14 protein-coding genes and 1 pseudogene are annotated in these 17,086 nt (G+C 67.4%); 5 read left to right on the top strand and 10 right to left on the bottom strand.

The features are described 5' to 3' along the window. The coding region (locus LXM94_RS19505) for a M24B family metallopeptidase (protein WP_235773131.1) at positions 1-910 on the top strand (910 nt) is incomplete at its 5' end. On the opposite strand, the gene LXM94_RS19500 is transcribed toward LXM94_RS19505, so the two are convergent. The 4 genes from LXM94_RS19500 to panC form a co-directional block, all read right to left on the bottom strand. Then, positions 900-1,211 (bottom strand): AzlD family protein, encoded by a 312-nt coding sequence (locus LXM94_RS19500; RefSeq protein ID WP_235773130.1) that lies wholly within the window; start codon positions 1,209-1,211, stop codon positions 900-902. The two genes, LXM94_RS19505 and LXM94_RS19500, sit on opposite strands and share 11 nt — an antisense overlap. 1 nt (position 1,212) lies before the next feature. Continuing rightward, a complete protein-coding gene (locus LXM94_RS19495; protein WP_235773129.1) occupies positions 1,213-1,947 on the bottom strand; it encodes an AzlC family ABC transporter permease in 735 nt (244 codons plus the stop codon). Between the two features lie 118 nt (positions 1,948-2,065). Then, positions 2,066-2,896 carry a 3-methyl-2-oxobutanoate hydroxymethyltransferase gene (gene panB / locus LXM94_RS19490; RefSeq protein WP_235773128.1) on the bottom strand — a complete coding sequence of 277 codons (831 nt, stop codon included), beginning with the start codon at positions 2,894-2,896 and terminating at the stop codon, positions 2,066-2,068. Between the two features lies 1 nt (position 2,897). After that, a complete protein-coding gene (gene panC, locus LXM94_RS19485; RefSeq protein ID WP_235773127.1) occupies positions 2,898-3,770 on the bottom strand; it encodes a pantoate--beta-alanine ligase in 873 nt (290 codons plus the stop codon). 286 nt (positions 3,771-4,056) lie between these two features. On the opposite strand from panC, the gene LXM94_RS19480 reads away from it, so the two are divergent. Further along, positions 4,057-6,060, top strand: coding sequence for a DEAD/DEAH box helicase (locus tag LXM94_RS19480; RefSeq protein ID WP_235773126.1), 2,004 nt, complete (start codon positions 4,057-4,059; stop codon positions 6,058-6,060). A gap of 8 nt (positions 6,061-6,068) precedes the next feature. On the opposite strand, the gene LXM94_RS19475 is transcribed toward LXM94_RS19480, so the two are convergent. Continuing rightward, a complete protein-coding gene (locus LXM94_RS19475) occupies positions 6,069-6,506 on the bottom strand; it encodes an FKBP-type peptidyl-prolyl cis-trans isomerase (RefSeq protein WP_235773125.1) in 438 nt (145 codons plus the stop codon). A gap of 236 nt (positions 6,507-6,742) precedes the next feature. Here LXM94_RS19475 and LXM94_RS19470 point away from each other — a divergent pair, with 236 nt between their 5' ends. From LXM94_RS19470 to LXM94_RS19460, 3 genes and pseudogenes are all read left to right on the top strand, one after another. Next, on the top strand, positions 6,743-7,588 hold the full coding sequence (locus tag LXM94_RS19470) for a TIGR02587 family membrane protein (RefSeq protein ID WP_235773124.1): 846 nt from the start codon (positions 6,743-6,745) through the stop codon (positions 7,586-7,588). 7 nt (positions 7,589-7,595) lie between these two features. After that, entirely contained in the window at positions 7,596-7,994 is a 399-nt protein-coding gene (locus tag LXM94_RS19465; protein WP_235773123.1) for a TIGR02588 family protein, read from the top strand. 126 nt (positions 7,995-8,120) lie between these two features. Continuing rightward, positions 8,121-8,930, top strand: a pseudogene (locus LXM94_RS19460) (hypothetical protein); the annotation flags it as partial. Positions 8,931-9,037: 107 nt separating this feature from the next. Here the strand turns inward: LXM94_RS19460 and ligA are convergent. The 5 genes from ligA to ftsZ form a co-directional block, all read right to left on the bottom strand. Then, positions 9,038-11,200: an NAD-dependent DNA ligase LigA gene (ligA, locus tag LXM94_RS19455; RefSeq protein WP_235773122.1), complete on the bottom strand. Its 2,163-nt coding sequence runs from the start codon at positions 11,198-11,200 to the stop codon at positions 9,038-9,040. An 81-nt stretch (positions 11,201-11,281) separates the two neighbouring features. Next, positions 11,282-12,952 carry a DNA repair protein RecN gene (gene recN, locus LXM94_RS19450; RefSeq protein WP_235773121.1) on the bottom strand — a complete coding sequence of 557 codons (1,671 nt, stop codon included), beginning with the start codon at positions 12,950-12,952 and terminating at the stop codon, positions 11,282-11,284. A 19-nt stretch (positions 12,953-12,971) separates the two neighbouring features. After that, entirely contained in the window at positions 12,972-13,838 is an 867-nt protein-coding gene (locus tag LXM94_RS19445; protein ID WP_235773120.1) for an outer membrane protein assembly factor BamD, read from the bottom strand. A 169-nt stretch (positions 13,839-14,007) separates the two neighbouring features. Continuing rightward, positions 14,008-14,961 carry a UDP-3-O-acyl-N-acetylglucosamine deacetylase gene (gene lpxC / locus LXM94_RS19440; RefSeq protein WP_235773119.1) on the bottom strand — a complete coding sequence of 318 codons (954 nt, stop codon included), beginning with the start codon at positions 14,959-14,961 and terminating at the stop codon, positions 14,008-14,010. A gap of 321 nt (positions 14,962-15,282) precedes the next feature. Then, positions 15,283-16,992, bottom strand: coding sequence for a cell division protein FtsZ (gene ftsZ / locus LXM94_RS19435; RefSeq protein WP_235773118.1), 1,710 nt, complete (start codon positions 16,990-16,992; stop codon positions 15,283-15,285). Positions 16,993-17,086 lie beyond the last annotated feature (94 nt).

Raw genomic sequence — 17,086 nt, 5'->3', positions numbered from 1 at the left:
CCCCCGCGCCCGCAAGAATGAAACCGAACTCGCCGGCTCCGCCAGGGCGCATCTGCAGGACGGCGCGGCCATGGTGGAATTCCTTGCCTGGCTGGACGGCCAGGCATCCGGCACCGTCACCGAGATCGCCGCCACGGAAAAGCTCGAGGCCTGCCGCCGCGCGGTCGGCGAAAGCCTGCAGAACCCGCTGAAGGACATTTCCTTCGACACGATCGCCGGCGCCGGTGCCCATGCGGCGATCATGCACTACCGCGTGACGACCGAAACCGACCGAACGATCGAGGGCGGCACGCTGTTCCTGATCGATTCCGGCGGACAGTACATCAACGGCACGACCGACATCACCAGGACCGTCGCGGTCGGCGCCGTGCCGGAGGAGCAGAAGCGCTTCTTCACGCTGGTGCTGAAGGGCATGATCGCAATCAGCGCCGCGCGCTTCCCCAGGGGGTCGCGCGGCTGCGACCTCGATCCCCTCGCCCGCATCGCGCTCTGGAAGGCGGGCGCCGACTTCGCCCATGGCACGGGCCACGGCGTCGGCTCCTATCTGTCGGTTCACGAAGGCCCGCAGCGCATCGCGCGCCTGTCGACGCAGGAGCTTCTGCCCGGCATGATCCTGTCGAACGAACCCGGCTACTACCGCCCCGGCAGCTTCGGCATCCGTATCGAGAACCTCGTGCACGTCCTGCCGCCGGCACCCGTCGAGGGCGGCGACATGGAGATGCTCGGCTTCGCCACCCTCACTTTCTGCCCGATCGACCGGCGGCTCGTTCTCGTCAATCTCCTGACGGACGAGGAGCTGGACTGGCTCAACCGGTATCACGCCGAGACGCGGGAAAAGCTCTGGCCGCTGATATCCTCCGCACAGACACAGGCCTGGCTTGCTGCCGCAACGGAACCGCTCAGCCGATGAGGTGACGCAGAGTCATGACGACGGCCCAGCCGGCGACGAGCATCGGCAGCACGGAGAGACGCAGGCCGACGAGGAAGGCGGCCGCCATGGCGAGTGTGACGTTGAGTCCGCCCGTTGCGGCAGCCGGTGCCACCAGCGTCGTCAGCACCGCCGCCGGCACGGCGTTGAGTGCCGCCTCGACGCGCGGCGGGATGCGTTTCAGCCGGGTGATCAGCACATAGCCGCCGATGCGCGTCAGGTAGGTGGCAACGGCGCCGGCAAGGATGATCATCAGGATCTGCGGATCGAAATAGGCGTCCATCCTATGCCTCCCTGGCCACGCTGCCGGCAGCCGGCGCGTCCGCGGTGCCGTCGTCGAGCGGCATCAGGGCGGCGACCGCGATGCCGGCGAGCGCGCCGAGGCTCACATGCCAGGGCGATCCGACGAAATGCATGGCGACGATGGAGCCGACCGCCGACGCCGCGACGACCGGCAGCCAGTTGGCGCGGCTGCGGAAGCCGAGCACCAGCCCCATGAAATAGATCGGCAGCAGCACGTCGATGCCGATCGCCTGCGGATCGCCGATGAGGTTGCCGAGCAGGCCGCCGATGATCGTCAGGAACAGCCACGGCACATAGACGCAGAGCGCGAGCACCAGATACCAGAGGAAAGTGACCTGCCTGCCGCTGTCGCTGCGCCGTTCGGCCTCGGCGAATTGCGGGTCGACGAGCAGATAAAGCCCGACCGCCTTCTGCCAGGGCGAGAAGTGGCGAATATGCCGCGCAATCGCCGCCGAATAGAGCACATGGCGAAAATTGACCGCAAAGATCGACAGCACGACGAGCCAGGCCTGCACGTGGTGGCCGAAGAGCTCGACGCCGACGAGTTGGCTCGCGCCGGCATAGAGCGCCGCGCTCATCAGGGCCGCTTCGGCGATCGAAAGGCCGTTGTCGACGGCGACCGCCCCGAACAGGATGCCGAAGGGGGCTGCGGAAATCATGATGGAAAAGCCGCGCCGTGCGGCGTCGCGGAGATCGGCGGCGGTGTCGGGGGTCATGGCCTGCACTCTGACGTTTCAGCCTCTACGGCATAGAAAAGGTTTGCTTCAACGGCAAACCAATATGCCTGATGCAACGATCAAAGGGATTGAACGTTCGTGCTCGACCCGAAATAGTTCACGCCGTCGGCTTCTTGACCTGGAACGTGTGCTCCGGCCCCGGGAAGCTGCGGTCCCGCACCTCCTGCGCATAGGCTGCGAAGGCCTCGGACATCAGCGGCGCGAGGTTTGCGAAGTGCTTGACGAAACGCGGCTTGAAGTCGGTGAAAACGCCGAGCACGTCGTCGACGACGAGCACCTGTCCGTCGCAGGCGGGCGACGCGCCGATGCCGATCGTCGGCGCCCGCACCTGCCCCGTGATCTCGCGCGCCACCGGCTCGACCGTGCCCTCGATGACGATCGCGAAAGCGCCGGCGTCGTCGATCGCCTTGGCGTCGCGGCGGATCTTCTCCACTTCCTTCTCGCTGCGGCCGAGCGAACGGTAGCCGCCCGTCGTGTTAATGAGCTGCGGCATGAGACCAACATGGCCGAGCACGGGAATGCCGCGGCTCGTCAGGAACGCGACTGTTTCCGCCATCTCGGCGCCGCCCTCGAGCTTCACCGCGCTGCAGCCCGTCTCCTTGAGGATGCGGGCGGCGCTGCGGAAGGCGAGCTCCTTCGATTCCTGGTAGGCGCCGAAAGGCATGTCGACGACGACGCAGGCCCGGTTCGAGCCGCGCATCACGGCCTGGCCGTGCGCGATCATCATGTCCATCGTCACGCCGACGGTGGATTCGAGCCCGTAGAGCACCATGCCGAGCGAATCGCCGACAAGCATGAAATCGACATGCGGATCGAGCAGCTTGGCGATCGGCGTCGTATAGGCCGTCAGGCTGACGATCGGTCGCTCGCCCTTGAGCGCCTGGATATCGGCAGGCGCGAGCCGCCGCTTCGTTGCGTGCACGCTCATGTCAGGCCACCTTCGCCATGCTTGCGGTCTTCACGTCGATGACGCGGTTGTCGAGCAGCTTCGTACGGCCGAAGCGCACGAACAGGAGGAGAAGCGCGGCGTCGCCGACCGTCTCCAGCGTTTCCAGCGTGACGGGGTCGCGCAAGGCCACGACCTCCGGCTCGGCGAGCGGCTCGCCCTTCAGGAAGGCCGTGACGGCCGCCTCGATGCGGCGGGCGTCGCGCTCGCCTGCCTTGACGAGGCGCTCGGCCTCGTCGAGCGCGCGCGGCACGATCGCCGCGGCCTTGCGCTCGTCGGCCGACAGATAGACGTTGCGCGACGAGCAGGCGAGGCCGTCCGCCTCGCGCACCGTCTCGACGCCGACGACCTCGACCGGCAAGGCGAGATCCTCGACCATGCGGCGGATGATGGTGAGCTGCTGGTAGTCCTTCTCGCCGAAATAGGCGCGGTCGGGACCGACGATGTTGAAGAGCTTCGTGACGACGGTCGCCACGCCGGCGAAATGTCCGGGCCGCACGGCGCCCTCGAGCTCGTGTCCGAGCGCGGGAACGTCGACCACCGTCTCCATCCTGCGCGGATACATGTCGGCGACACCCGGCGCAAAGAGGAAATCAACGCCGCCCTGTTCCAGCATCGCCTGGTCGCGCGGCAGGTCGCGCGGATAGCGCTCCAGATCCTCGTTGGCGCCGAACTGCAGCGGGTTCACGAAGATCGAGGCGACGACGATGTCCGTGTCGCGGCGCGCGCGGCGCACGAGTTCCATGTGCCCGGTATGGAGATAGCCCATCGTCGGGACGAGGCCGATTGTGCGGCCCGCCCGCCGGTGTGGCGCAAGTGCCGCGCGCAGGTCGGCGATGGTCGTGATCGTCTTCATGGGCGGATCCTCCAATCCAGTCGCCCTCTCCCGTGGGCGGCGACCGGGCGCGGCGCTTTCCGGCCGTCTTCCCGTTGGCGGTTTCTATCTTGTGCGGCGCAAAAAGACAATCCGCAAACCAAAATGGCGGCCGAGCGGTGTCCGCATAGCGGCCATCCGCAGGAAGCGCTGTACTTTTGGCCCGCCGAAGGATAGGAGGGCGCCAAAGAGGCCCGCGCGGTGCAGGCCGCCGTGGTATGCGTCGGTTCCGATGACCGGGCGCCAGTCCCATTCCGAAAGACATTCGATGAACGACTTCCCCAGCCTCGCCCCGGCGATGGCCTCCGCGTTGGCAAAACGCGGCTATGAAACCCTGACGCCGGTCCAGCAGGCGGTGATCGAACCGCACCTTGCCGGCAGGGACGTGCTCGTTTCCGCCCAGACCGGGTCGGGCAAGACGGTCGCCTTCGGCCTCGCGATCGCGCCGACACTGCTTGACGGCGCAGAGCGCTTCGGGCGCGCCGACACGCCGCTTGCACTCGTCATCGCGCCGACCCGCGAGCTCGCATTGCAGGTCCAGCGCGAGATCGAATGGCTCTACGAGCCGGCCGGTGCGGCGATCGCCTCCTGCGTCGGCGGCATGGACATCCGCACCGAGCGCCGGGCGCTGGAACGCGGCGCCCACATCGTCGTCGGCACGCCGGGCCGCCTGCGCGACCACATCACCCGCGGCGCGCTCGACCTCGCGTCGATCCGCGCCGTCGTGCTCGACGAGGCCGACGAGATGCTCGACCTCGGCTTCCGCGAAGACCTGGAATTCATCCTCGAGGCAGCCCCCGAGGACCGTCGGACCCTGATGTTCTCGGCAACTGTGCCGCCGGCGATCGCGCGGCTCGCCGAAAGCTACCAGCGCGACGCGATGCGCATCTCCACGGCGGCGGAGAGAAGCCAGCATGTCGACATCGACTACCGCGCCCATCCGGTCGTCCCGTCCGACCGCGAGAACGCCATCATCAACGTGCTGCGCTTTCACGACGCGGCCAATGCGATCGTCTTCTGTTCGACGCGCGCGGCGGTGAACCATCTGACGGCGCGGCTCAACAACCGCGGTTTTTCGGTCGTCGCCCTCTCCGGCGAACTCAGCCAGAACGAGCGCAGCCATGCGCTGCAGGCGATGCGCGACGGCCGCGCCCGGGTGTGCATCGCGACCGATGTCGCCGCCCGCGGCATCGACCTGCCGGGCCTCGAACTCGTGGTGCATGCCGACCTGCCGAGCAATTCCGAGACGCTGCTTCACCGCAGCGGCCGCACGGGCCGCGCCGGCCGCAAGGGCGTGAGCGCGCTGATCGTGCCGGTGAATGCCCGCCGCAAGGCCGAGCGCCTGCTGCAGGGTGCGCGCATCACGGCCCAGTGGCTGCTGCCGCCGGCCGCCGAGGACATTCTGCGCCGCGACGACGAGCGGCTGATGGCCGATCCGATGCTCGCCAGCCCGGTGACGGAGGACGAGGACGCCCTCGTCGACCAGCTTGTCTCCGCGCATGGTGCGCGGCAGGTGGCGGCCGCACTCGTGCGGACGTTCCGGGCCGGCCGGTCGGCCCCGGAAGACCTGACGGCGGTCTCGCTCGACGAACGCAAGCCGCGCGAGCGGCGTGACGACGGCGCCGCGGCGGCGGCCCCGCTTGCGCTCCGGCCACGCTTCGGCGAGAGCCGCTGGGTCACGCTGTCCGTCGGCCGCAGCCAGCGGGCGGAACCCCGCTGGCTCATCCCGATGCTCTGCCGCAGCGCCGGCCTCACGAAACACGCGATCGGCGCGATCAAGATGCAGCAGGAGGAAACCTATGTGGAACTCTCGCCGGAAGGCGCGGAGGCCCTGCTTGCGGCCGCCGGCCCGAAACGCCTGCTGGAAAAGGGCATTCGCCTGACACCAATCGACGGCACGCCGGACCTTGCCGGCCAGGGCGAGGCACGGCGGGAGCGTTTCGGCACGGACGAAGCCCGTGACCGCAAGCCGCGGCTGGACCGCCCTGCCAAGGAGAAGCGCGGCTATCCGAAGCGCGCCGAAGGCGAGGCTGCGGAACGCCCTGCGAAGAAGGCATGGGAAAAGCACGACGCACCGCGTGACGACGCGAGACCGGCGGCCAAACCCTTCCGCAAGCCCTTCGAGGGGCGCGTGTCGGACGATGCGGCACCCGGCGGAAAAGCGTTCGGCAAGGGCAAGCCCTTCAAGGGCAAGAACGGCAGTGCCTCCGCCGACGGCAAGCCGGCCCCGGCCGGCGCGAAGAAGAAGTTCCGCAAGAAGGCGAACGGCTGAGAGCGGCCTCAGGCCGCCTTCACGATTTCCTGCAGTTCGATCTCGAAGGTCAGGTCCCGGCCGGCAAGCGGATGGTTTGCATCGACGGTGACGTCCGCATCGCTGACGTCGACGACGCTCACCGTGACCGCCTCGCCGGTGCGGCTGCGCGCCTGAAGTCGCATGCCGGGCTCGACTGCCAGGTTGGCCGGCATTTCCTGGCGGGAGAACGTCTGTATCTTGTTCGGGTCGCGCGGCCCGAAGGCCTCCTCGGCAGGCACAGTGACCGTCTGCGCCTCGCCGACGCTCATGCCGACGACGCGCGCCTCGAGCCCCGGCAACACCTGGCCTGCACCGAGCTCGAACTCCATCGGCTCGCGGTCCCGCGTGCTGTCGAAGGGCGTTCCGTCGCTGAGCATGCCCGTATAGTGGATGCGGACGAGATCTCCGGATTTCGCTTCAGTCATGATCGTTCCTCTCAGTTGGAATTGGCTTCAGCCGACACACGCTGGGCATGACGACCAACTGGGACAAGGGCCCTGCCCCCGTCGCGGTGGAGGGGGGATCGTGCCGGGCACAGGGGTGAGGATGGCGCTCGGGGCGCCGATTTCAAGTCCCGGCCCGCGAGGCGGAACTGCGGAACTTTCTTCAAGGCGCCGCGTTTTCCGGCTGATTGGGCGTCAGCCCGGGGACAGCCGGCATCATGGAACAGCAGGAACAGCGTCATCGCGAGCGCGGCGCCTTCGTCACGGGCCTCGGCCGCGGCGTGGCCGGCGCCCTGCTCTTCGCCCTTCCGATGCTGATGACGATGGAGATGTGGTATCTCGGCTTCTATATCGGACGCGATCGCCTGCTGCTGCTCATGCTCCTCAACATTCCGCTGCTCATCCTGCTCGCGCACCGCATCGGTTTCGAAAAAACCTTCACCTGGCGGGAGGCGGTGCGCGATGCGACGATCGCCTATGCGATCGGCCTCCTCACCTCGGCGATCGTACTGGTGGTCCTCGGCCTGATCCGGCAGGACATGCCGGCAAGCGAGATCGTCGGCAAGGTTGCGCTGCAATCGGTTCCCGCCAGCATCGGCGCCATGCTCGGCCGCAGCCAGCTCGGCAGCGGCAGTGCTGACGACGGGGACGGGACACGCGAACGGCGGCAGGCGCGCTACGGCGTCGAGCTGCTGATGATGGCGGCCGGCGCGCTGTTCCTGTCGCTGAATGTCGCGCCGACCGAAGAGATGATCGTCGTCGCCTACAAGATGACGCCGTGGCACGCGGTTGCCATCATCGTTCTGTCGATCGCGCTGATGCACGGCTTCGTCTACGCCGTCTCCTTCACCGGCGGCCACGAACTTTCGCCGCGGACGCCGTGGTGGCATGCCTTGATCCGCTTCACGCTGCCCGGCTATGTGGTTGCGCTGCTGATCAGCCTCTATGCGCTCTGGACCTTCGAGCGGCTCGACGACACGTCCGCAGTCGAGATCCTTCTGTCGGTCGTCGTGCTGGCCTTCCCCGCCTCGCTCGGCGCCGCCGCCGCGCGGCTGATCCTGTGAGGCGCCGATGGCCGGCAACCGGACGGAAAGGCACGAAGCGCACTGGATCGAATGGCTCACAGGGCTGGTCTCGGCAGCGCTTGTCCTCGCCATCGTCGCCTGGATCGCCTACGAGGCCATCAGGCGCGAAGACACGCCACCGGATCTCACGATCACCGTGCTCGACACACGACGAACCGGCAGCGGCCATCGCGTCACCTTCGAAATCCGCAACGCCGCGCCGACATCCGCGGCGGCCGTCACCGTCGTCGGCGAGATTCGCGGCGGCGACAGCGTTCTCGACCGTGCCGAGGTCATCTTCGACTACGTGCCCGCCGAATCGAAAGCGAAGGGCGCACTGATCTTCGAGGACGACCCCGCCGCCGGCATGCTCGTCATCCGCCCGACCGGTTTCACCGATCCGTGATCCGGTGGGCCGCGCGCGGCCGCACCCGACACGAAAGGGAACCTTATCGCCGCGCGGCTGTTCCGCCTGCAACCGCGCGGTCGCCACGGCGGTCCGCGCAGAACCGAAGGGACGGACGGCGGCGACATGACGACGACGATCGCGATGATGCTGACGATGCAGGTCGCCCTGCCGCTGTTTTTCCTCGCCTGGCTCTTCCGTCCCTCGCCGTGGGACCGCGAAGGCTGGTCGGCCAATGTGGTCTGCGGCGGCGCCTATATCGCCTTCATCGCGATCTGCGGCCAATGGAACTGGCTGTCGTCCTATCTGCGCCCCGTCGTGCCGGTTCTCTACATGGCCGGTGCGGCCGCAAGCTGGCGCGTGGCGCGACGGCTGCCCGCCCAGGTGCCGACGCCGTCCGGGCGCCTGTGGCATTTCGGCCTCTCCGGCGTGCTCACGCTCTGGTTCCTCGCTCTCACCGGTGCCGCTCTCGCCGGCTACCGGCCGAACGAAACACCGGTGGATCTCGCCTTTCCGCTGGAGGGCGGCACCTTTGCCGTGCAGCACGGCGGCGACAGCCGGTTCATCAACGATCACAACCCCGAGCCCGCGCAGCGCCACGCACTCGACATCGTCGCGCTCGACCGATTCGGCCGCCGCGCGGACGGCCTGCTGCCCGCCGATCTCCAGCGCTATGTGATCTTCGGGAAGACGGTCACGAGCCCCTGCACCGGCTTCGTTCTCGCGGTGGAGGACGGGCACCCGGACAATGTTCCGGGCGACGTCGATGCCAAGGCTCCGGCCGGCAACCATGCGGTCGTCGCCTGCCAGACGGCCCGCGTGCTGCTCGCGCATTTCGCGGAAGGCTGGCTTGCCGTGGAGGCCGGTGCGCTGGTCGATGCCGGCCAGCCGATCGCCAGGGTGGGCAATTCCGGCAACACGACGGAGCCGCATCTGCATATCTACGCCTATCTCGGCACCGGCAACGGCCATGACGTCGGTGCCGATGAGGTTTGCAGGCCGTTACCTCGTGCGCGGCTCGCAGGTCGCGGAGCCGTGACCGCTCACTGCGGGCCGATGCGTTCGAACCACTGGTCCTCGTCGATCACCTCGACGCCGAATTCGCGCGCCTTGTCGAGCTTGGAGCCGGCGCCCGGACCGGCGACGACGAGATCGGTCTTCTTCGAGACGGAGCCCGCCACCTTGGCGCCGAGCCGTTCGGCCATCGCCTTCGCCTCGTCGCGCGTCATCTTCTCCAGCGATCCGGTGAAGACGACCGTCTTTCCGGCAACCGGACTGTCGCTGGCGGCCGGCATCTCGGCGGCCTCCGGCGTTACCTCCTCGAGCAGCCGCGACACGACCTCGACATTGCGCGGCTCCTTGAAGAACTCGACGATGGCGCGCGCGACGACCTCGCCGATGCCCTCGATGTTGTTGAGATCGGTCCAGGCCTCGCCGGAGAGGCTCTCCGCCTCCTTCATCGCCTTTTCGAAGGCCTCGTAGGTGCCGTAGCCGCGCGCCAGAAGCTTGGCGTTCGTTTCGCCCACATGACGGATGCCGAGCGCGTAGATGAAGCGGTGGAGCGCGATCCGGCGGCGCTCGTCGATCGCGTTGAACAGCTTGCCGACGCTGACCTTGCCGAAGCCGTCGATGTTTTCGAGCTTCGTCAGCTCGGAGGCCTCCTGCCGGCGCCTGAGCGTGAAGATATCCGGCGCGGTGCGGATCCTCAGAGCTTCGTCCTCCGCCTCGAAGAAGAAGTCGATCTGCTTGGCGCCGAGGCCCTCGATGTCGAAGGCGTTGCGCGAGACGAAGTGTTTCAGGTGCTCCACCGCCTGCGCCCGGCAGACGAAGCCGCCGGTGCAGCGCGTGACGGAATCGAGCCGGCCGGTCTTCTCGTTCTTCTCGCGCACCGCATGGCTGCCGCAGACCGGGCAGGTCTTCGGGAATTCATAGGGCACGGCATCGGCCGGCCGCTTTTCCATCACCACGTCCAGCACCTGCGGGATGACGTCGCCCGCCCGCTGCACGATCACCGTGTCGCCGATGCGGATGTCGTGGCCGTCCTCACGGATACGCTCGCCGCTGTTGCCGATGCCCTCAATATAGTCGGCATTGTGCAGCGTCGCATTCGTCACGACCACGCCGCCGACGGTGACGGGGGTGAGGCGTGCGACCGGCGTCAGCGCGCCGGTGCGCCCGACCTGGATGTCGATCTTCTCCACGGTGGTGAAGGCCTGTTCGGCCGGGAACTTGTGCGCCGTCGCCCAGCGCGGGCTGCGCGAGCGGAAACCGAGCCGCTGCTGCAGGTCGAGCCGGTCGACCTTGTAGACGACGCCGTCGATGTCGTAGTCGAGGTCCGGCCGGGCAAGCCCGATCTCCCGGTAGTGGCCGATGATGTCGTCCACCTTCGTCAGGCGTTTCGTCATCGGGTTGACCGGGAAACCCCAGGATTTCAGGGTCTCGATCATGCCGGACTGCGTGTCGGCCGGCATCTCCGACATCTCGCCCCAGGCATAGGCGAAGAAGCGAAGCTTGCGGCTCGCGGTCACCGCCGCGTCGAGCTGGCGCAGTGAGCCGGCCGCCGTGTTGCGCGGGTTGACGTAGGTCTGCCGCCCTTCCGCCGCCATGCGTTCGTTCAGCGCGAGGAAATCGCTCTTCGCCATATAGACCTCGCCGCGCACTTCGGCGACCACCGGAGCGCCAGCCGGCAGGCGGTTCGGAATCTCGCCGATCGTCAGGATGTTCGCCGTAACGTTTTCGCCCGTCGTGCCGTCGCCGCGCGTCGCGGCCGTCACGAGGCGTCCGTTCTCATAGCGGAGCGACATGGAGAGCCCGTCGATCTTCGGCTCGGCGGTAAAGGCGATCGAATCGTCCGGCATCTGGCCGAGGAAGCGGTAGACCGAGGCAACGAAGTCGCGCACGTCCTCATCGGAGAACGTGTTGTCGAGCGACAGCATCGGCCGCGCATGGGTGATCGGCGCGAAGGTCGCAAGCGGCGCGGCGCCGACGCGGCGCGACGGGCTGTCATCGCGTACCAGCGCCGGAAAACGCGCCTCGATCGCCTCGTTGCGCCGCTTCAGCCTGTCATAGTCGGCGTCCGTGATCTCAGGCTGGTCCTTGCCGTGATAGAGCTCGTCGTGGCGTGCGAGTTCCGCGGCAAGAAAGGCGAGTTCCGCGGCAGCCGCCTCTTCGCTGAGTGTCTCGACCGGGGTTTTTTCGTTCGCCATGGCTCGCTCCGCAGGTTGGCAGATCGTTTTAGAGCATGGCGAGGGAAAGGAAAGATCGCGGCCGGTTTGCCAACGGCAAAATCAGGTGCCGCCGGTGAGCAGCCGGGCCGCGGCGGCGCGCGCCTCGTCCGTGATGGAGGCGCCGGCCAGCATGCGGGCGATTTCCTCCGTCCGTGCGCCGTCATCCATGCGTGCCACCCGCGTCGCCACCGTCTCGCTGCCCTCGACGGGCGCCTTCGATATCAGCAGATGCGTTCCCGCCCGCGCCGCCACCTGCGGCGCATGGGTAACGGAAAGCACCTGGACGGTCGCGGAAAGCCGCTTCAGGCGCTGGCCGATCGCGTCCGCGACGGCGCCGCCGACCCCGGTGTCGATCTCGTCGAAGACCAGCGTCGGCGCCGAGCCGCGATCGGCGAGCGCCACCTTCAGCGCCAGCAGGAAGCGCGAGAGCTCGCCGCCGGACGCCACCTTCATGATCGGCCCGGGCCGGGTGCCGGGATTGGTCTGCACGTGGAACTCGACCGTGTCGATGCCCTCCTCGCCGCCGGCCTCCGGATCGGTCGCGATCTCGACCATGAAACGCGCCCGTTCGAGCTTCAGCGCCGGCAGTTCGGCCATCACCGCCTCGGCCAGCGCCTTGCCGGTATTGTGGCGGCGCTCCGACAGGCTGCGGGCCGCCGCGTCAAAGGCCGCCTGCGCCTCTCTGGCCTGCGCGTCGAGCGTGACGAGCCGCTCCTCGCCCGCATCGAGCTCGGCGAGATCGGCGATCATCTTCGCGGCAAGCGCCGGCAGGCCGGTCACCGGCACGGAATATTTGCGGGAGGCGGCGCGCAGCGCGAAGAGGCGCTCCTCCGTACGCTCCAGTTCCTTCGGATCGTATTCCGTCTTCCTCAGCGCGGCCTCGACCGCCATCTGCGCGTCGGAGAGCTGGTTCAGCGCCTGGTCGAGCAGCTCCACGGTCTCTTCGAGCAGGCCCGGCGCCTCGTGGCTCTTGCGCTCCAGGCGACGCACGAGCGAGGCGATCAGCGGCACCGGCGAGGCATTGCCGTTCAGGAAGTCGCTCGCCTCGCTGATGTCGACGGCGATCCGCTCGGCCTTCATCATGCGCGAGCGCCTTTCGGCAAGCTCCTCCTCCTCGCCGTCCTGCGGCGAGAGCGTTTCGAGTTCCTCGACGGAGGAACGCAGGTAATCCGCCTCGCGGGCGGCCGCCTCGACGCGCTCTCGATGCTTGCGCAGCGCCCGTTCGGCCTCCTTCCAGCGGAAGTAGAGCGCGCCGACGTCCCCGGCCGCCTCGCCCAGGCCTCCGAAGGCGTCGAGCAGCAGCCGGTGCGCGTCGGTGTCGACGAGCGCCCGGTCGTCGTGCTGGCCGTGGATCTCGACGAGAAGCTGGCCGGCCTGGCGCATCAGCTGGACGGAAACGGGCTGGTCGTTGACGAAAGCTTTGGTGCGGCCGTCGGCCGATTGCTGGCGGCGGAAGATCATGTCTCCCTCGTCGTCGATGCCGTTGTCGCGCAGCAAGAGCCGCGCGGCATGCCGCGGCGGCACGTCGAAGACGGCGGTCACCTGGCCGCGCTCGGCGCCATGGCGCACCAGCGACCCGTCACCGCGGCCGCCGAGCGCCAGCGACAGGCTGTCGAGGAGAATGGATTTGCCGGCGCCCGTCTCGCCGGTCAGCACCGAGAGACCGGCTTCGAAGGTGAGTTCGAGCCGTTCGATCAGGACGATATCGCGGATCGAAAGCTGCGCCAGCATCGGGCCTCACGTCGCGGTTTCAGGCACCGATCAGCTTCTTGCCGGCGCGCGAAATCCAGGACCCAGAATTCTCGCGCGGCTCCAGGCCCTGACTCTGCAGAAGCTTGAAGGAATCGGCATACCACTGGCTGTCGGGATAGTTGTGGCCGAGGACCGCGGCCGCCGTCTGCGCCTCGCTCGCCAGCCCCATCGCATAATAGGCCTCGACGAGCCGCGCCAGCGCCTCCTCGACCTGATTCGTCATCGGATACTGCTCGACGACGACACGGAAACGGGTGATGGCCGCCAGGAACTCCTTGCGCTCAAGATAGTAACGGCCGACCTGCATTTCCTTGCCGGCCAGCTGGTCGCGCGCGAAACGGATCTTGGTATGGGCGTCCTCGACATATTCGGACTCGGGATACTTGTCGACGACGGCCTGCATGGCCTCGATGGTCTGGCTCGCCGCGCGCTGGTCCTGCGTCACGCTCGGGATCTGCTTGGCATAGGCAAGGCCAACGATGTACTGCGCATAGGCCGCGTCTTCGGATTGCGGATAGAGGCTCAGATAACGCTTGCCGGCGTTGATCGCCTCCTGGTTCCGCCCCTGCCGGTAATTGACGAAGGCGTTCATGACGAGCGCCTTGCGGGCATATTCGGAGAACGGATGCTGCCGGTCGATCGCCTCGAACTTGCGCGACGCCTCGGTCACCTTGCCGGCGTTGAGGTTGGCCAGCCCCTGATTGTAGAGCACGTCCGGCGGGTCCGTCTCGGCAGCGAGCTTGGTGATGTCGATGTCCGGGTCGGTCTGGCATGCCGACAGAAGCGCGGCCGATGCCGTCGTCACCAAGGCGACGCAGACGATCCGCGCCGCATTGCCCACACCAACAGACCCTGCAAATTTCATCTGACAATCCCACTCACACCGGTCCATTCGGGCCGGTTCACGAACCGCGTTCTATCCCCAAAGCCGCGGAGACCGCAACGCCATGCCGATGCATTAACGCATTTTTATGGCAGGCGATGCAGGAAATCGCCTGCATGCCACCGCCTGAAATGCGGCGGCATCCGGCCGGTCAGGCCGACCAGGGCGCGAATTCCGGCGCGTTGACCGCGATCAGTTCGCGAGCACCGCTGCGGGCGCGCGGCGAGGAGGCCTCGACGACCTCGTAGGCCGACCGGTCGCTGAGCAGTGCCTTCAGCGCATGGGCATTCATCTTGTGGCCGCCGCGATAGGACCGGTAGCAGCCGATGAACTGCGCGCCGGCCAGCGCCAGGTCACCGACCGCGTCGAGCGTCTTGTGCCGGACGAACTCGTCCCTGTAGCGCAGGCCCTCGACATTGATGACCGTGTTGTCGTCGGAAATGACGACGGAATTCTCGAGCGACGAACCGAGCGCGAAACCGGCGGCCCACAGCTTCTCGACGTCGCGCATGAAGCCGAAGGTGCGGGCGCGCGAAAGTTCGCTGCGGAAGGTCGCGGGCGTCAGTTCGCCCCGCCAGGCCTGGCGGCCGATCAGCGGGCAGTCGAAGTCGATCTCGACCTCGAAGCGCGTGCCATCATGGGGCGAGAATTCGGCCCAGGAGGCGCCTGCCTCGATACGGACCGGCTTGACCACCCGGATATAGCGGCGCTTGACCGCGAGCGGGCGCAGGCCCACCTGGTCGATCGCCTCGATGAAGGGAGCGGAGCTGCCGTCCATGATCGGCATTTCGGCGCCGTCGACCTCGATCAGCACGTTGTCGAGCGACAGCGCATAGAGCGCCGCCATCACATGCTCGACCGTTGCGATCGACGTCAGCGACGAAAAGCCGAGCACGGTGCAGAGATCGGTGTTGCCGACCTGCGAGGACACCGCGCGGTATTCGCTGACACGCCCGTCGGCATGCATGCGCTGGAAGACGACGCCGCTGTCGGCCTCGGCAGGATTGAAGGTGATGGAGACGGGTGCGCCGGAATGGACACCGGTTCCGGAAATCGTCACCGGGTTTACGATCGTCGTCTGATAACCCAGCTGTCCGATGCTCATATGCATTCTGCCTCGTCTGGCGCGCCGCCGCGCGCGCTGTCTTTCTGCAAACCGGGGCACAGACGCGGCCGCATAGACCTGCAGCAGCGCTCCACCTCGTGAAGTTGGATACTTGCCTCGATGAGCGCCGAACGGCACACGGAATCGCAGTCACGTCCCCACTGTCACGGGGAAAATAGTAGTCCCCTCAGCTTTTCACAAATCACTGTTTCTTTCGTTTTGTTACGACTCACCAGAGCAACTAGGCATTTGAAATTAAACAATAAAATAAGGCGCCCGGACAAATGCCCGGGCGCCGTGTTCAAAGCGTGTTCGATAACCTCAGTTCGACTGGCGGCGCAGGAAGGCCGGGATCTCGAGCTGCTCGTCGTCGGACAGGGCACGCGGCTGCGGGTTCGCGCGGCCGTGGTCGTCGAGTTGGCCGCGGCGCGGCGCATAGAGGCTCGCTTCGGGCGACAGCGGACGACGCTGCTGTGATGCCGCGGCGGGAGCCGAAGCCGTCATATCGGTCGACGGCTCCTCCTCCTCACGACGACCGAGCGACGAGGTGATGCGCTTGAGGAGACCCATCGGGCCGCGTTCCTCCGTCTGGGCAACGCTCGGCTGATGCGAACGGTGGTCCATCTCGGCCTGCACGACCGGCGGGAAATCCTCGATCTTCGGCATGCGCATGGACTGCGGCTCCTGCCGGATGATCGGGGCGGCCGGCTCGACGCGGACCGGCGCGGGGGCGGCGGCCATCGGCTGCTGCGCGGCCGGTGCCGGGCGGGCCGCCATCGACGTTTCCGCCGGAGCGGGGGCGAAGATGCGGCTCTGGGGGCGGAACTCCTCCTGCGCGGCCTGTTGCGGCGCAACCACCGGCTTGGAAAGCGGAATCTCCAGCTCGCGCTCCAGGCTTTCCTCGGCGGCACGGATGGTCTCGGCGATCGGATCGACCGTCTTGACGGGCGCCGGCTGCGGGGCGGCCGCGATCGGCTGTGGCTGGACCGGAACGGCGGCGGACGGACGGATGACGGGCTTGCTTACCGGGCGAAAGTCGGCAGCCTTGCCAGCGACCTCCGATGCCACGCGGTCGATACCGGTTGCAACGACGGACACGCGGATGATGCCTTCGAGCTCTTCGTCGAAGGTCGCACCGAGGATGATGTTGGCGTCCGGATCCACTTCCTCACGGATGCGGGTCGCGGCTTCGTCCACTTCGAAGAGCGTGAGGTCACGGCCGCCGGTGATCGAGATCAGCAGGCCCTGGGCCCCCTTCATCGAGGTCTCGTCGAGCAGCGGATTGGCGATCGCAGCTTCGGCGGCGGCCATGGCGCGGCCCTCGCCGGATGCCTCGCCCGTGCCCATCATCGCGCGGCCCATCTCGCGCATCACCGAACGGACGTCGGCGAAGTCGAGGTTGATGAGGCCTTCCTTGACCATCAGGTCGGTGATGCAGGCGACGCCCGAATAGAGAACCTGGTCCGCCATGGCGAAGGCATCGGCGAAGGTCGTCTTGTCGTTGGCGATGCGGAAGAGGTTCTGGTTCGGGATGACGATGAGCGTATCCACGGACTTCTGCAGTTCCTGGATGCCCTCTTCGGCGAGCCGCATGCGGCGACCGCCTTCGAAATGGAACGGCTTGGTAACGACGCCGACGGTCAGGATGCCCTTGTTGCGGGCGGCCTGCGCGACGACCGGCGCCGCGCCGGTACCGGTGCCGCCGCCCATGCCGGCGGTGACGAAGCACATATGCGTGCCGTTCAGGTGATCGATGATCTCGTCGATGCACTCCTCGGCGGCCGCGCGGCCGACCTCGGGCTGCGAACCGGCACCGAGACCCTCGGTAACGGCGACGCCCATCTGGATGATGCGTTCGGCCTTGGTCATGGTGAGCGCCTGCGCGTCCGTGTTGGCGACGACGAAGTCGACGCCCTGCAGGCCGGCGGTGATCATGTTGTTGACGGCGTTGCCGCCGCCCCCGCCGACACCGAAGACGGTGATGCGAGGCTTCAGCTCAGTAATATCCGGCTTCTGCAGCTTGATTGTCATTGTACCCGTTCCTTCTGTTTCAGGCCCGCATCGCCACGCCGGCCGATTCCCTTAACCCGTTGATGAATGACCCCGCCGGACGCACGACTTGACG

This window comes from Rhizobium alarense (genome assembly GCF_021555155.1).
In the GTDB taxonomy this organism is placed as follows: domain Bacteria; phylum Pseudomonadota; class Alphaproteobacteria; order Rhizobiales; family Rhizobiaceae; genus Rhizobium_D; species Rhizobium_D alarense.
This window is presented reverse-complemented; position numbering and strand designations above follow the sequence as displayed.

Coding starts and splice junctions, on each gene's coding strand:
- LXM94_RS19500 (WP_235773130.1), bottom strand. CDS start 1,211: ATGGACGCCTATTTCGATCCGCAGATCCTGATGATCATCCTTGCCGGC.
- LXM94_RS19495 (WP_235773129.1), bottom strand. CDS start 1,947: ATGACCCCCGACACCGCCGCCGATCTCCGCGACGCCGCACGGCGCGGC.
- ligA (WP_235773122.1), bottom strand. CDS start 11,200: ATGGCGAACGAAAAAACCCCGGTCGAGACACTCAGCGAAGAGGCGGCT.
- LXM94_RS19465 (WP_235773123.1), top strand. CDS start 7,596: ATGGCCGGCAACCGGACGGAAAGGCACGAAGCGCACTGGATCGAATGG.
- ftsZ (WP_235773118.1), bottom strand. CDS start 16,992: ATGACAATCAAGCTGCAGAAGCCGGATATTACTGAGCTGAAGCCTCGC.
- panB (WP_235773128.1), bottom strand. CDS start 2,896: ATGAGCGTGCACGCAACGAAGCGGCGGCTCGCGCCTGCCGATATCCAG.
- LXM94_RS19475 (WP_235773125.1), bottom strand. CDS start 6,506: ATGACTGAAGCGAAATCCGGAGATCTCGTCCGCATCCACTATACGGGC.
- LXM94_RS19445 (WP_235773120.1), bottom strand. CDS start 13,838: ATGAAATTTGCAGGGTCTGTTGGTGTGGGCAATGCGGCGCGGATCGTC.
- panC (WP_235773127.1), bottom strand. CDS start 3,770: ATGAAGACGATCACGACCATCGCCGACCTGCGCGCGGCACTTGCGCCA.
- LXM94_RS19480 (WP_235773126.1), top strand. CDS start 4,057: ATGAACGACTTCCCCAGCCTCGCCCCGGCGATGGCCTCCGCGTTGGCA.
- lpxC (WP_235773119.1), bottom strand. CDS start 14,961: ATGAGCATCGGACAGCTGGGTTATCAGACGACGATCGTAAACCCGGTG.
- LXM94_RS19470 (WP_235773124.1), top strand. CDS start 6,743: ATGGAACAGCAGGAACAGCGTCATCGCGAGCGCGGCGCCTTCGTCACG.
- recN (WP_235773121.1), bottom strand. CDS start 12,952: ATGCTGGCGCAGCTTTCGATCCGCGATATCGTCCTGATCGAACGGCTC.